This is a genomic window from Acinetobacter towneri DSM 14962 = CIP 107472, from assembly GCF_000368785.1.
GTDB classification, from domain to species: Bacteria; Pseudomonadota; Gammaproteobacteria; order Pseudomonadales; family Moraxellaceae; genus Acinetobacter; species Acinetobacter towneri.
The window spans coordinates 418,269-430,169 of the sequence record NZ_KB849689.1 but is presented as its reverse complement, the minus strand read 5'-3'; the positions used below and the strand labels follow the sequence as shown (position 1 = coordinate 430,169).

Sequence of the window (11,901 nt, the reverse complement as noted above, 5' to 3'; positions counted from 1 at the left end):
CATAAAGTCCATTGACCATGATTCATTCTTAGCTGTCGGTACTGCAAGGGTTTCAGGCTGTTCTCGTTTAATCCGCTTATTAGGCTTGATTCTTAAATTAAGCTCAAGCTCCTTATAAATGCGATAGACACGTTTGTGGTTCCATTTGTATTTTTTAACATTACGCAAATACAGGAAACAAAGCTTGAAGCCCCATGTTTTATGATCATTGGTTAATTGAATCAACCATTCGGCAATCTGTTGATTCTCTTCATCTAAACGAGCTTTATAGCGATAACACGTTTGACTGACTTTAAAAATTAAGCAGGCCATGCTGATTGAAATCTTAAATTGCTCAGTAGCTTGCTGAGCAAGTGACTTTCGCTGAACAGGCCTTAAAACTTTTTTAAAAGTGCATCTTGCAAGATGTCTGACTTTAGCCGCTCATCAGCATACATGCGTTTTAAACGGGCATTTTCAGCCTCAAGTTCTTTAAGCCGCGTCATCATTGAAAGATCCATGCCGCCATATTTGGACTTCCACTTGTAGAATGTAGCAGAGCTCATACCATGTTCGCGGCACAAGTTCGGTATGGGTGTTCCTGCTTCAGCTTGCTTCAAGATACTCATGATCAAGCTGTCTGAATACTTAGATGTTTTCATAGAAAATCTCCTTAAATCAAGGTTATTCGATTTTCTACTTTTAAACTCAATTATTTTTAGGGAGGATTACCGTATGGAAGCAGATGAAATATTATTGGCGAGATTTTCAAGTCATGACAGCTGATAAAATAGAGCAATGGGTGGAGAGAGTATCAAACCAATTCGGAAAAGAATACATGTTTACTTTTTAATGACAGCTTAAGGGGCTGTAGTCGATAAGGCTAAATACCCACCAAAATTAGGAGATGACAACAGCACTCAATGGTCTTTCAGCAGCGATTAGTACAGGGATGGTAACGGTTGCGAAGAAAGGTGGTGGTATTGTTATTAATACTGCTAAAAGTACTAAACGTATTTTAGAGCCTGTAAATTATTTTGTGTAAGTTCGATTTTTTAATCGATCATCGAACGTAATCGTAAATCAGTTCATCGCTAAATGATATAAGTAGCGCTGTTGTGCAATATTGGCATTTGAATACTTTTTATGAGGTTCATTCTTCTTGTAATTCTATTACTGAATAAACCCTAAGTGGCCGACTTGGAATAGGAATGAGTGGTAGGGAACGAATAGGAATAGGTGGTAGGTTTATGCAGAAATATGCACCTTATTTTGATCTTTATAATAAAGGTCACTTTTGTACATAAAAATAATGACTTATCTTAATAAATACTGCGCTAGTCTAAATTTTAGACAAAAAAAATCCCACATGGGAATGTGGGAAAACTAAGAAACTACAGCTATGTTTCGTTCATTTATTTTATCGTCATCTGACCGACAAACAGTGGCATAAAATTACTTTTTTAAGTCTATTTTTCACCTTTAACATATCCCATTGGATCCGCATCGAAGTATACGATTTACACCTAGATTATTATTTCCGATCTAACTCTACTAGACCCTGTCTTGCTTCTGTAATGATCAGCTGAATTTCTTCATTTTGCTTTCTCTTTTGTTCAAAATACACATAAATGCCTAGAGAAAATCCCACAGCTAAAATGATCAGCGTCATCATGATAATTGCATTATGATTCATTATATTTAGCCCCTTTAAACTTCCTCACTATTGTGAGATGCAAGGACTATACACAGCAATAACAAAAATGCTCAATTCCAATAAAGAAAATACACTGTTTTTTTTAATTTTATCTAAGAAAAACACTTTATTATTTAACAATATAATAAAAACCAAAATGTAACACGCATTCAAAAAATACGTTAAAATTCAATTATATTTTGTTCTATCTGTCATGATTATATTTTTAAGATATTTTAATTAATTTTCTCTCTATCTCAATTATCAGTCTGTTTAAATAAAAATTGATCTAAAAAACATAAGCTTATTTAAGCCATTACAGCCCGTTTGAAAAATGCTAATCTACAAAAATACCAACACAAATATGTGACGTAGTTAGCATTTTTAATCAATTCTTCAATTTTTTCTTGTGATGTGAAATACAATTTTTTGCATCCAGTGACTAAAAAAACACCAACTTCGATACGCTCCACTGATGCTCAATCATTCTGCTGTTATATTGAAGCTCTGACTAATCTAGATTGAAATGACTTTAAATCACCAAAACTCTGACAATGATGGTTTGATGTTCTTCATTTTCCTCAATCAACTGTAAACGCTTTTGTTCTTTACTCACCACTTTAAAGCGCAAGTTTTGATATTCAATAATGCTTGGAATTTGGTCAAAATATTGTGCATCAGCATCAATTTCATCCTCAAATAATGATGTACCAAGTTGATAGTCCAAACTTTTTAAAACGATATATTTCACCGTTGTTTTCATCACAGCATCCTTTTTATTACTTTTTGCTTTACTTTTATTTGTATCACCGTTCATGCCACGATTAAACCTATAATTGTAAATTTTGCTGTATTTATAGGCAGTTAAATCGTGAACATTCTTATTTTAGCATTTCACTTTTTGATGTTTTTTCGCACAAGTCGACAAAATTCAGTACACTTGAGCAACTTATTCTATTCACTTGCAGATTTATCATGCTCAAACAATGCTGTGCCATACTTGAACAACGCCAACAGACTGTGGCTTTTATTGAAAGTGCCAGCTCAGGTTACTTATGTAGTCAGTTTTCTATTTATAAAAATAGCGGTGCCAATATTTTACTTGGTGGATTAGTCAGTTACGACCCAAGCATTAAACGTGAGATTTTGCATGTGAATAGTGACTTAATTGCCACCTATACCGCTGAATCCGCAGAAGTCACACAAGCCATGGCAGTTCAAGGCAAAAAACTATTTCAACATGCTGATTTTATTGTGGCATGCACAGGGTTACTGAAACCAGGCGGCAGTGCCACACCAGAAAAACCTGTAGGGACATTTTTTATCGCCATTCATTATCAGCAGCAAACTTTTCAGTACAAATATTTTTTAGATGGCAATCCATTACAACAACTAGAACAGCTCACTCTGTTAGTCGCTCAAGACCTGATTGATCTAATGCAAGATACAAACACTTGTACTGCACCCTGAAGTAAACCTATCTTTTTAAGTCTCTATAAAAATTCTCATGACTGCCCAATTTTAAAAGATAGAGTGTCATGATTTCGTCATCACTCACAGAGTAAGCCAGTAGCACAAGCTGTTTGTCCATTTTAAATTTATAAACAAATACTCCTGCTAAATCCCCCACTTTAGCTTCTCCGATATCAGGATTATTCCAAACGGTTATTACGGCATTATCAACATCTTTTTTCTGCTGCTTGGTTAGTTTTTTCACTGTCCGTTCAAATAAGGGAGTTTGTTGTATATTCATTGAACTCAACCAAAGCTATATGGTGTTGTATTCCCTGCTTTGACATGCGCCATACTAAGCAACAAATCTGCTATATCTTGAAAAGTTAAATCGGGATTGTCTTGTGCGATTTTTCCAATTTTAGCCCAGTACTCAATTTGTTTAGTTGCACTTCTACTTTCAGCCATCCCGTAAATCTTTGCTGATTCAACAATATCGCTGTCGATTTTAACTGCTACATGTGACATTGCTTTTTCCTCATATTAATTATGGAATAAATTTTAGCCAATCATGCAACCATTTACAACCTTAAGAAACAAAATACAACAACCTTCTTTTATGATCAAATATTTAAAAATGCGCTATCGTACGTCCGATCTTTTTTAATTCTCTAACGCTTCAATAATTACTCATTGTATTTTTGACTACCCTCATCCAAACCTCAAAAAAAATAAGGTTCCATTGCTTAACAATGAAACCTTATCTTCAGCCTAAACTGCTGCATCACATGATGTTCATGCACGGTACAGCTTTTTAGACAACCAATTAAGCAGCCGAACGCTCTGCAATTGGTACAACTTTACGCAATTCTGGGCCTGTATAATCTGCACTTGGGCGGATAATACGGTTATCTGCACGCTGTTCCATCACGTGTGCTGCCCAACCTGTTACACGGCTCATCACAAAGATTGGTGTAAATAGTTTGGTCGCAATACCCATAAAGTGATACGCAGACGCATGGAAGAAGTCAGCATTACAGAATAATTTCTTCTCACGCCACATCACTTCTTCACAACGCACCGATACAGGATAAAGTACTGTATCACCTACATCTTGCGCTAAACGCTCAGACCAGATTTTGATGATGCCGTTACGTGGATCATTGTCTTTATAAATCGCATGACCAAAGCCCATGATCTTTTCTTTACGTTCCAACTTGCCTAGCATTTCACGTTCAGCTTCTTCTGGCGATGTCCAATTTTCAATCATTTCCATCGCTGCTTCATTCGCGCCACCGTGTAATGGGCCACGTAATGAACCAATCGCGCCTGTAATACATGAATGCATGTCAGACAAAGTTGATGCGCAAACACGTGCTGTAAATGTTGATGCGTTGAACTCATGCTCTGCATACAAAATTAATGACACATTCATGACTTGTTCATGCAATTCATTTGGTTTTTCACCACGTAATAAATGCAGGAATTGTGCGCCAATTGAATCATCATCCGTATTTTCTTCAATACGCACGCCATCGTGGCTATAACGATACCAGTAGCAAATAATAGCTGGCAAAGTCGCCAAGATGCGGTCTGCTACATCTTGTTGCTGTTCAAATGACTGTTCGGTTTCTAAGTTACCTAGCATTGAAACACCTGTACGCATCACATCCATTGGGTGTGAATCTGCAGGAATACGCTCAAGCACTTCTTTGAGTGCTTGAGGCAATGCACGTAAAGATTTCAATTTTGCTTTATAGGCAGCCAATTGCTCTGAAGTCGGCAATTCACCAAAGAAAATCAAGTATGCAACTTCTTCAAACTGACAGTTTTCTGCCAAGTCTTGCACATCATAACCACGGTAAGTTAAGCCTGCGCCACTTTTACCAACAGTTGAGAGTGAGGTTTTACCTGCCACTTGTCCACGCAATCCTGCGCCTGTGAGTACTTTTCCTTCAGCCATTTTTTTAATTCTCCTGTTTGAACAGCTTGTCTAATGTATTTTCAAAAGTATGATAATCAAGGAATTCGTATAATTCTTTACGTTGTTGCATTTTGTCTAAGACATTCACTTGCGTGCCATCTTTACGAATGGATTGCATCACTTCAAGTGCTGCTTTTTGCATAGCACGAGTTGGTGAAAGTGGATACAACACCATGCGAATGCCCTGCTCAGCCAATTCTTCAGTGGTGTAATAAGGGGTATCACCAAACTCGGTAATGTTTGCCAATACAGGTACACCTACGGCATCACATACAGTTTTATACATGGTAATATCAGTCATAGCTTCTGCAAAAATTGCATCTGCACCCGCTTCCACACATGCGCAAGCACGGTCAATAACCGCCTGTAAACCTTCTTTTTGCAAGGCATCAGTACGTGCCATGACTACAAAGTTTGAATCGGTTTTCGCATCAACAGCCGCTTTAATACGATCAACCATTTCTTGCTGGGTTACAATTTCTTTGTTTGGACGATGTCCACAACGCTTTTGTGCAACCTGATCTTCAATATGAACTGCAGCAGCACCCGCAGCAATCATTTGTTTAATACTGCGGGCAATATTGAATGCACCGCCCCAACCTGTGTCAATATCCACCAATAATGGTGTATCAACACGCTCAGTAATACGACGTACATCTTCCAAGACGTTGTCTAAACTGGTCATGCCCAAGTCAGGTAAACCGTAAGAATAGTTGGCAACACCAGCACCAGATAAATAAATGGCTTTATAGCCCACTTGTTTTGCCATCATGGCAGCATAAGCATTTACCGTGCCGATAATTTGTAATGGCTTTTCGACTTCCAAGGCTTGTCTGAATCTTAAGCCCGCAGATGTTTGTTCTGTCATCTTCCTTTCCGCTTTTCTTACTATATTTTTCGAGATTCGAGTATATCGAGAATGCGAGATCACGCCATGGCTTTTTAGAATCTATACTCTAAAACTTTAGTCAAATAATTTTCAAATTTATTGCACAATAAATTTTCGTGATGTTGGTTATTCTTTATTTTTGATAAACACAGCTTTTTAGTACACTAAATAAGCAAAATTTAAACTATTTTCTAAAAATATGGCTTTTTCAGCTCAAATCATGCCATGTGCAAGTACACTTCGACACAGCACGCTGTACATATATTTGTTATAATGACAATCTCCCTTCTATTTAATTGATGATTTTTACTCAATATGCACGAACTCGCCCATTTCGCTCCTTTAGGTAAAGATATACCACCAACCAAGCGTGGTCATGAGCGATGTGTAGCGTTATTAGTCAGTGCAACTGAGCTATTTTTAGAGCGTGGTTACGATGCCGTATCCTTAGATGATATTGTGCAACACGCAGGCGGTTCTAAAGCGTCGATCTATAAATACTTTGGCAATAAAGAAGGGTTATTCAAAGCTATTTGTGATTATCGCCGTGATAAATTTTTTCAGGATATTCACATTCCCTTTGAACAAATTGATTCAAATTTACGTGGTTATTTGATTCAAACCTTATTGAATTTTTATCATCATATTTTGGAACCAGAAAATGCAGCCTTTATGCGTCTGGTATTAGAGCAAAGTCAGCGCAATCCTGATATTGCCTTACACATACATGAGCGCGGCCCTTTGCATGTGCAACTTTGTATTGCCAAAGTATTGGAACATGCCAGTCAGCAAGGTTTAATTTGCTGTGAACAGCCTATTTATTCTGCACAACTGTATTTCGGTATTTTAAGAAATTTTGAATGGCGTATCATCATGGGTATTCCAAAACAAGAAACAGTACAAGAAACAACCAATTATGTAAGTTATTGTGTAGATCGCTTTCTAGACGCTCATCAAAAAGCTTAGATTTTTTGCAATTTCTGCATCCTATAGTATATTAGCCGATTCCCTTTTTCACTTAACCAACCAACAACTAATTGTTGTTTTTTCTCATTCAGCAATTATTGTGGAGTAACGAATGGCTCTACGTCACTTTCTAACATTACGCGATTTATCGACTTTAGAACTGAATCAAATTTTGCAACGCGCCATTGAGCTTAAGCGTAAACAGCATAACAATGAAGTTTTCCAGCCTTTTCCTGGCAAAGTCATGGGTATGATTTTTGAAAAATCCAGCACCCGAACCCGTGTATCGTTTGAAGCTGGCATGAGTCAGTTTGGTGGTAGCGCGATCTTCTTATCATCACGTGACACACAATTAGGTCGCGGTGAGCCAATTGAAGATTCTGCACGCGTCATTTCAAGTATGCTTGACATTGTGATGATTCGTACCTTTGGTCACGACATTGTAGAACGCTTTGCTTCTTACTCTAAAGTTCCTGTGATCAATGCCTTAACTGACGATCATCACCCATGCCAACTCCTTGCAGACATGCAAACCTATGTTGAACACCGTGGTTCAATTGAAGGTAAAACTGTGGCGTGGATTGGTGATGGCAACAATATGTGTAACTCATATATTGAAGCAGCACACATGTGGGGCTTTAATTTAAAAATTGCGACACCGAAAGGTTATGAGCCAGAACAGCGCTTCCTGTCTGAATTTGCACACTGCGTAGAATTGGTCGATTCTGCTGAGGATGCAGCAGTGAATGCTGATCTGATTGTGACCGATGTTTGGGCAAGCATGGGACAGGAAGAAGAACAAAAAATTCGTGAAAAAGCGTTTGCAGACTATCAAGTGAATGAACGCTTGATGGATTTAGCACACCCTGATTGTTTATTTATGCACTGCTTACCTGCGCACCGTGGTGAAGAAATTTCTGAAAATATGCTCGATCACAAAAATGCTGTAGTGTGGGATGAAGCAGAAAATCGCTTACATGCTCAAAAAGCATTGGTTGAGTTTTTATTGAATGAAAATCTTAAAAAAGACTAAGCTTTAAAACCCGTCTTAAATATTCGCAAAACTTTGATGAGTTTTGTTACAAACAGCACCAAAAGGTGCTGTTTTTTTATTTGGCTCGCTATAATCTTGAGTTATGGTCTATTTTTCTAAAATTTCTAAAAGAGCCTAGATAAACAATATGATTGATAAAACACTTGCCACAATTACGCTGTGCACTACTACACTGATCGCGAGTGCTTCACTCTATGCCAAAGCCAGTGAATTAGATCAATATTTAGTCCAACAAAAGATTCTAAGTGCAGATTATAAAATTCAAAATATCGTCGCTTTAAATGAAATTTTAGATGTCATTAGTGATGAAGATTCTCGTACTATGCCTTATCAGGTCGATCAAAATACAGTGATTGAACAAAGTACGGCGACAGACAAACAAATCAATATTCGTGGCATGATTATTTCACCTGACTTCACGCAGTTTGTAGAAAGTACGGGTTATAACAATGTCAAAAATATGATTAAACAAAACTTAATTCATAATTGTGAATCTATTTTTGAGCATCAGTTCCAACGGGTAAATCCCTATGTATTGAACTTAAAACTCAGTGCAGAAAAAACCCAGTTTAATGTGCAATTGGCAAATAGCGAGTGCCAATTTAAAGCAGACTGAACTGTATTTAAAACTAAAACAACCTCAGCTTTAAGATTTAATGCCTAAGGTTTAATGCGTAAACCCAAATATAACCTAACGTATTAAACCTTGCGGTTGTAAAATAATGATCAATGCGCCTAAAACTACTATCATTCCACCGAACATATCCCAACGTGTTAAATTGACTTGATCTACATACTTTAACCAAATCAAGGCTGTACAAATATAAATACCACCATAAGCCGCATAAATTCGCCCCGATGCCGCAGGATGTAGAGTCAATAACCACACAAAAGCCGCTAAGGCTAAAATTGTTGGCAGCCATAACCACTGTGATTTCCCCTGATTTAAAATCAAATAAGGAAAATAACAGCCTAATATTTCCATAACTGCCGTAACAAAAAACAAGAACGTTGTACTGGCAATTTTAGTGATCTGAAAATCCATAAATCCTGTGTGGTCTCTCTTTTAGCAGTAACGATTCAAGTTCACGCATCTGCGAATTCATAAAAAATAACCCATGTTCAACATGGGTTATTTTCAAAATTCAAATAAGGATTGATTAGGCTGGTTCAGCCGTTTGATCTTCAAAGACTTCAAGTTTCAAACCGACTGCCTTACCGTTCTCTTTCTTCACAGAAACAGCCACATTACCGCCCTGTTCTGCAAGTTCACCAAACAGAATCATTTCTGCCAATGGCTTTTTCAAGTGTTCCTGAATCAGACGTTGCATTGGACGTGCGCCCATTAAGCGATCATATCCATGCTCAGCCATCCATTCACGCGCATCTTGATCAACCTCAAGAATGACTTTTTTATCATCCAACTGCGCTTGTAATTCAGTCAAGAATTTATCCACTACATTTTCAATTACTGTAGTAGGTAAAGCTTTAAATTGAATGACCCCATCCAAACGGTTACGGAACTCAGGTGAGAAGGCTTTTTTCATCGCTTCTTGGTTGTCATTACTGTTGTCTTGATCCATGAAACCAATGCTCACGCGGGAAATACTTTCCGCACCAATATTAGTGGTCAGAACCAAAATCACATTACGGAAGTCTGATTTACGACCATTATTATCGGTCAATGAACCATGATCCATAATTTGCAGCAATAGGTTAAATACATCAGGATGCGCTTTTTCAATTTCATCCAACAACAACACACAATGCGGATTTTTATGAATCGCATCGGTGAGTAAGCCACCCTGATCAAAACCGACATAGCCTGGAGGTGCACCAATTAAACGTGAAACGGCATGGCGCTCCATGTACTCAGACATATCAAAGCGAACCAATTCCACACCCAACAGTTTTGCCAACTGCTTGGTAACTTCGGTTTTACCAACGCCTGTCGGGCCAGCAAATACAAAACTACCCACTGGTTTGTCTGGTGTTTTTAAACCAGCACGTGACAGTTTAATTGCTGATGCTAACGCTTCAATAGCTTCATCTTGACCAAAGACCACACGTTTTAAATCACGCTCAAGATGTTCAAGTACAGTCTTGTCATCTTTCGATACGGTTTTAGGTGGAATACGTGCAATTTTAGAGACGATATCTTCAATGTTTTCTACTGTGATTAAAGTATCATCTTGCTCAGCTCTTAAACGGCGCTGCGCACCTGCTTCATCAATCACATCAATGGCTTTGTCTGGCAAGAAACGGTCATTGATAAATTTGGCCGATAACTCTACCGCAGACACCAATGCTTTATCATCATATTTAACATGGTGAAATTCTTCAAATTTCGATTTTAAACCACGTAAAATATCAATCGTTTCTGAAATTGAAGGCTCATTCACATCAATTTTTTGGAAACGGCGTGAAAGTGCATGGTCTTTTTCAAATACCTGACGATATTCTTGGAATGTCGTCGAGCCAATGCAACGCAAAGTACCATTTGCCAACGCAGGTTTAATTAAATTTGATGCATCCATAGTGCTGCCCATGCTTGAGCCTGCACCAATAATCATGTGGATTTCGTCAATAAATAAAATGGCATCAGGTTTCTTTTTCAAGGCATTTAACAGTTGTTTTAAACGCTTTTCAAAGTCACCACGGTATTTTGTACCCGCTACCAACGCACCGATATCCAAACTATATACTTCGGCATTTTCGAGTGGTTTTGGCGCTTTACCATTCACAATCAGCCACGCCAGACCTTCGGCAATAGAGGTTTTACCCACGCCTGGATCACCCACCAACAATGGGTTGTTCTTACGACGACGGCATAGAATTTGTGCAGCACGCTCAATTTCTTTTTCACGCCCAATTAACGGATCGGTTTTACCCTTTTGCGCTTCAGTATTCAAATTAAGCGTGTAAAGCTCTAACGGGCCAGCATTGGCAGAGCTTGAACTTTCGCTATCTAATTCTTCAACCTCTTCTTCCGCTTGCGTTTCGTCTTTACGTGTACCGTGCGATAAGTATTGCGTTAAGGTCAAACGGTTAATTTGATGACGCTTGAGTAGATACACGGCAAATGAATCACGTTCAGAGTACATTGCCACTAAAATATCTGCGCCTTCAACCGTACGGTCACCACCGCTAGATTGCACATGGAAAATACCACGCTGCAAAATGCGGTCAAAACTTTCGGTCGGGTGCGGTGCCTGATCGTTATTTTCAGCAAGTTTAGGGGTATGTTGTTCTACATATTCTTCGAGTTCTTTACGCAGCACAATAACATCTGCACCACACGCCTTGAGTGCATTGACTGCCGAATCATTGTCTAATAAAGCCAATAATAAATGTTCAACCGTTAGAAACTCGTGTCTCTTTTGACGAGCCATGCTAACAGCCAAACGTAGTGATACTTCTAATTGACGACTGAGCATGTAACCCCCTTAATCTTTAGGCTCAATCTGACAAAGTAATGGATGACCTTGTGATCGAGCGTAATTATTGACTTGGTTCGCTTTCGTTTCCGCAATATCCCGCGGATAGACCCCTGCGACACCTTTTCCTTCATAGTGTACAGTTAGCATTACTTGAGTCGCTTGGTCAAGATTCATTGCAAAGTATTGTTGTAAAATTTCAATTACAAAGTCCATTGGGGTGTAATCATCGTTCATTAAAACGACAACATATAAAGGTGGGCGTTTTAATTGTGGCGGCGCAGTTTGTACCGCAATATCACCATCATCTTCATGTCCTGCATCATCCACACTTAAACGCGGGGTTAAATGCCAATCGACATAGCCAGATTGATGAAAAGTGGTTTTAATTTCATTTAAACAGATGGATCTTTTTTGGGTTCGCATAAGTTTTACATATCACAC

Annotated in this window: 14 protein-coding genes and 2 pseudogenes; 6 read left to right on the top strand and 10 right to left on the bottom strand. The window is 38.3% G+C overall.

What is annotated here, in order from left to right; all coding sequences use genetic code 11:
* A pseudogene (locus F947_RS14255) lies at positions 1-641 on the bottom strand (IS3-like element ISAba20 family transposase); the annotation flags it as partial.
* A 71-nt stretch (positions 642-712) separates the two neighbouring features.
* On the opposite strand from F947_RS14255, the pseudogene F947_RS14975 reads away from it, so the two are divergent.
* Positions 713-832 (top strand): annotated as a pseudogene (locus F947_RS14975) (transposase); the annotation flags it as partial.
* Positions 833-886: 54 nt separating this feature from the next.
* A complete protein-coding gene (locus tag F947_RS14615; protein WP_154648276.1) occupies positions 887-1,024 on the top strand; it encodes a hypothetical protein in 138 nt (45 codons plus the stop codon).
* Between the two features lie 489 nt (positions 1,025-1,513).
* Here F947_RS14615 and F947_RS14610 read toward each other — a convergent pair whose 3' ends face one another.
* Positions 1,514-1,675 carry a hypothetical protein gene (locus F947_RS14610; protein ID WP_004973471.1) on the bottom strand — a complete coding sequence of 54 codons (162 nt, stop codon included), beginning with the start codon at positions 1,673-1,675 and terminating at the stop codon, positions 1,514-1,516.
* Positions 1,676-2,207: 532 nt separating this feature from the next.
* A complete protein-coding gene (locus F947_RS06335; protein ID WP_026438431.1) occupies positions 2,208-2,438 on the bottom strand; it encodes a hypothetical protein in 231 nt (76 codons plus the stop codon).
* Between the two features lie 212 nt (positions 2,439-2,650).
* Here F947_RS06335 and F947_RS06330 point away from each other — a divergent pair, with 212 nt between their 5' ends.
* Entirely contained in the window at positions 2,651-3,145 is a 495-nt protein-coding gene (locus tag F947_RS06330) for a CinA family protein (RefSeq protein ID WP_004973467.1), read from the top strand.
* Positions 3,146-3,152: 7 nt separating this feature from the next.
* Here the strand turns inward: F947_RS06330 and F947_RS06325 are convergent, their stop codons facing one another.
* From F947_RS06325 to prpB, 4 genes are all read right to left on the bottom strand, one after another.
* Positions 3,153-3,428 carry a type II toxin-antitoxin system RelE/ParE family toxin gene (locus F947_RS06325; protein WP_004973465.1) on the bottom strand — a complete coding sequence of 92 codons (276 nt, stop codon included), beginning with the start codon at positions 3,426-3,428 and terminating at the stop codon, positions 3,153-3,155.
* A gap of 5 nt (positions 3,429-3,433) precedes the next feature.
* Complete coding sequence (locus F947_RS06320; protein WP_004973462.1) at positions 3,434-3,655, bottom strand: TA system antitoxin ParD family protein; 222 nt, start codon at positions 3,653-3,655, stop codon at positions 3,434-3,436.
* Between the two features lie 298 nt (positions 3,656-3,953).
* On the bottom strand, positions 3,954-5,090 hold the full coding sequence (gene prpC, locus F947_RS06315) for a bifunctional 2-methylcitrate synthase/citrate synthase (RefSeq protein WP_004973461.1): 1,137 nt from the start codon (positions 5,088-5,090) through the stop codon (positions 3,954-3,956).
* Between the two features lie 4 nt (positions 5,091-5,094).
* A complete protein-coding gene (gene prpB, locus F947_RS06310; RefSeq protein WP_004973459.1) occupies positions 5,095-5,979 on the bottom strand; it encodes a methylisocitrate lyase in 885 nt (294 codons plus the stop codon).
* 336 nt (positions 5,980-6,315) lie between these two features.
* Here prpB and F947_RS06305 point away from each other — a divergent pair, with 336 nt between their 5' ends.
* From F947_RS06305 to F947_RS06295, 3 genes are all read left to right on the top strand, one after another.
* Positions 6,316-6,966 carry a TetR/AcrR family transcriptional regulator gene (locus F947_RS06305; RefSeq protein ID WP_004973457.1) on the top strand — a complete coding sequence of 217 codons (651 nt, stop codon included), beginning with the start codon at positions 6,316-6,318 and terminating at the stop codon, positions 6,964-6,966.
* Between the two features lie 112 nt (positions 6,967-7,078).
* Entirely contained in the window at positions 7,079-7,999 is a 921-nt protein-coding gene (argF, locus tag F947_RS06300) for an ornithine carbamoyltransferase (RefSeq protein ID WP_004973455.1), read from the top strand.
* 148 nt (positions 8,000-8,147) lie between these two features.
* On the top strand, positions 8,148-8,636 hold the full coding sequence (locus F947_RS06295; RefSeq protein ID WP_004973445.1) for a hypothetical protein: 489 nt from the start codon (positions 8,148-8,150) through the stop codon (positions 8,634-8,636).
* Positions 8,637-8,711: 75 nt separating this feature from the next.
* On the opposite strand, the gene F947_RS06290 is transcribed toward F947_RS06295, so the two are convergent.
* The 3 genes from F947_RS06290 to clpS all read right to left on the bottom strand — a co-directional run bounded on the left by F947_RS06290 (position 8,712) and on the right by clpS (position 11,883).
* Positions 8,712-9,065, bottom strand: a complete 354-nt coding sequence (locus F947_RS06290) for a YnfA family protein (protein WP_004973443.1) — start codon at positions 9,063-9,065, stop codon at positions 8,712-8,714.
* Between the two features lie 115 nt (positions 9,066-9,180).
* The gene (gene clpA / locus F947_RS06285) at positions 9,181-11,457 is read right to left on the bottom strand and encodes an ATP-dependent Clp protease ATP-binding subunit ClpA (protein WP_004973441.1); all 2,277 of its coding nucleotides are present in this window, start codon (positions 11,455-11,457) and stop codon (positions 9,181-9,183) included.
* 9 nt (positions 11,458-11,466) lie between these two features.
* A complete protein-coding gene (gene clpS / locus F947_RS06280; RefSeq protein ID WP_004973438.1) occupies positions 11,467-11,883 on the bottom strand; it encodes an ATP-dependent Clp protease adapter ClpS in 417 nt (138 codons plus the stop codon).
* Positions 11,884-11,901 lie beyond the last annotated feature (18 nt).

What these genes read in the sequence shown, in the direction of transcription:
- F947_RS06290 (WP_004973443.1), bottom strand. Translation starts at nt 9,065, where the DNA reads ATGGATTTTCAGATCACTAAAATTGCCAGTACAACGTTCTTGTTTTTT.
- F947_RS06335 (WP_026438431.1), bottom strand. Translation starts at nt 2,438, where the DNA reads ATGAAAACAACGGTGAAATATATCGTTTTAAAAAGTTTGGACTATCAA.
- F947_RS14610 (WP_004973471.1), bottom strand. Translation starts at nt 1,675, where the DNA reads ATGAATCATAATGCAATTATCATGATGACGCTGATCATTTTAGCTGTG.
- clpS (WP_004973438.1), bottom strand. Translation starts at nt 11,883, where the DNA reads ATGCGAACCCAAAAAAGATCCATCTGTTTAAATGAAATTAAAACCACT.
- F947_RS06320 (WP_004973462.1), bottom strand. Translation starts at nt 3,655, where the DNA reads ATGTCACATGTAGCAGTTAAAATCGACAGCGATATTGTTGAATCAGCA.
- F947_RS06305 (WP_004973457.1), top strand. Translation starts at nt 6,316, where the DNA reads ATGCACGAACTCGCCCATTTCGCTCCTTTAGGTAAAGATATACCACCA.
- prpC (WP_004973461.1), bottom strand. Translation starts at nt 5,090, where the DNA reads ATGGCTGAAGGAAAAGTACTCACAGGCGCAGGATTGCGTGGACAAGTG.
- F947_RS14615 (WP_154648276.1), top strand. Translation starts at nt 887, where the DNA reads ATGACAACAGCACTCAATGGTCTTTCAGCAGCGATTAGTACAGGGATG.
- argF (WP_004973455.1), top strand. Translation starts at nt 7,079, where the DNA reads ATGGCTCTACGTCACTTTCTAACATTACGCGATTTATCGACTTTAGAA.
- F947_RS06325 (WP_004973465.1), bottom strand. Translation starts at nt 3,428, where the DNA reads ATGAATATACAACAAACTCCCTTATTTGAACGGACAGTGAAAAAACTA.
- clpA (WP_004973441.1), bottom strand. Translation starts at nt 11,457, where the DNA reads ATGCTCAGTCGTCAATTAGAAGTATCACTACGTTTGGCTGTTAGCATG.
- F947_RS06295 (WP_004973445.1), top strand. Translation starts at nt 8,148, where the DNA reads ATGATTGATAAAACACTTGCCACAATTACGCTGTGCACTACTACACTG.
- F947_RS06330 (WP_004973467.1), top strand. Translation starts at nt 2,651, where the DNA reads ATGCTCAAACAATGCTGTGCCATACTTGAACAACGCCAACAGACTGTG.
- prpB (WP_004973459.1), bottom strand. Translation starts at nt 5,979, where the DNA reads ATGACAGAACAAACATCTGCGGGCTTAAGATTCAGACAAGCCTTGGAA.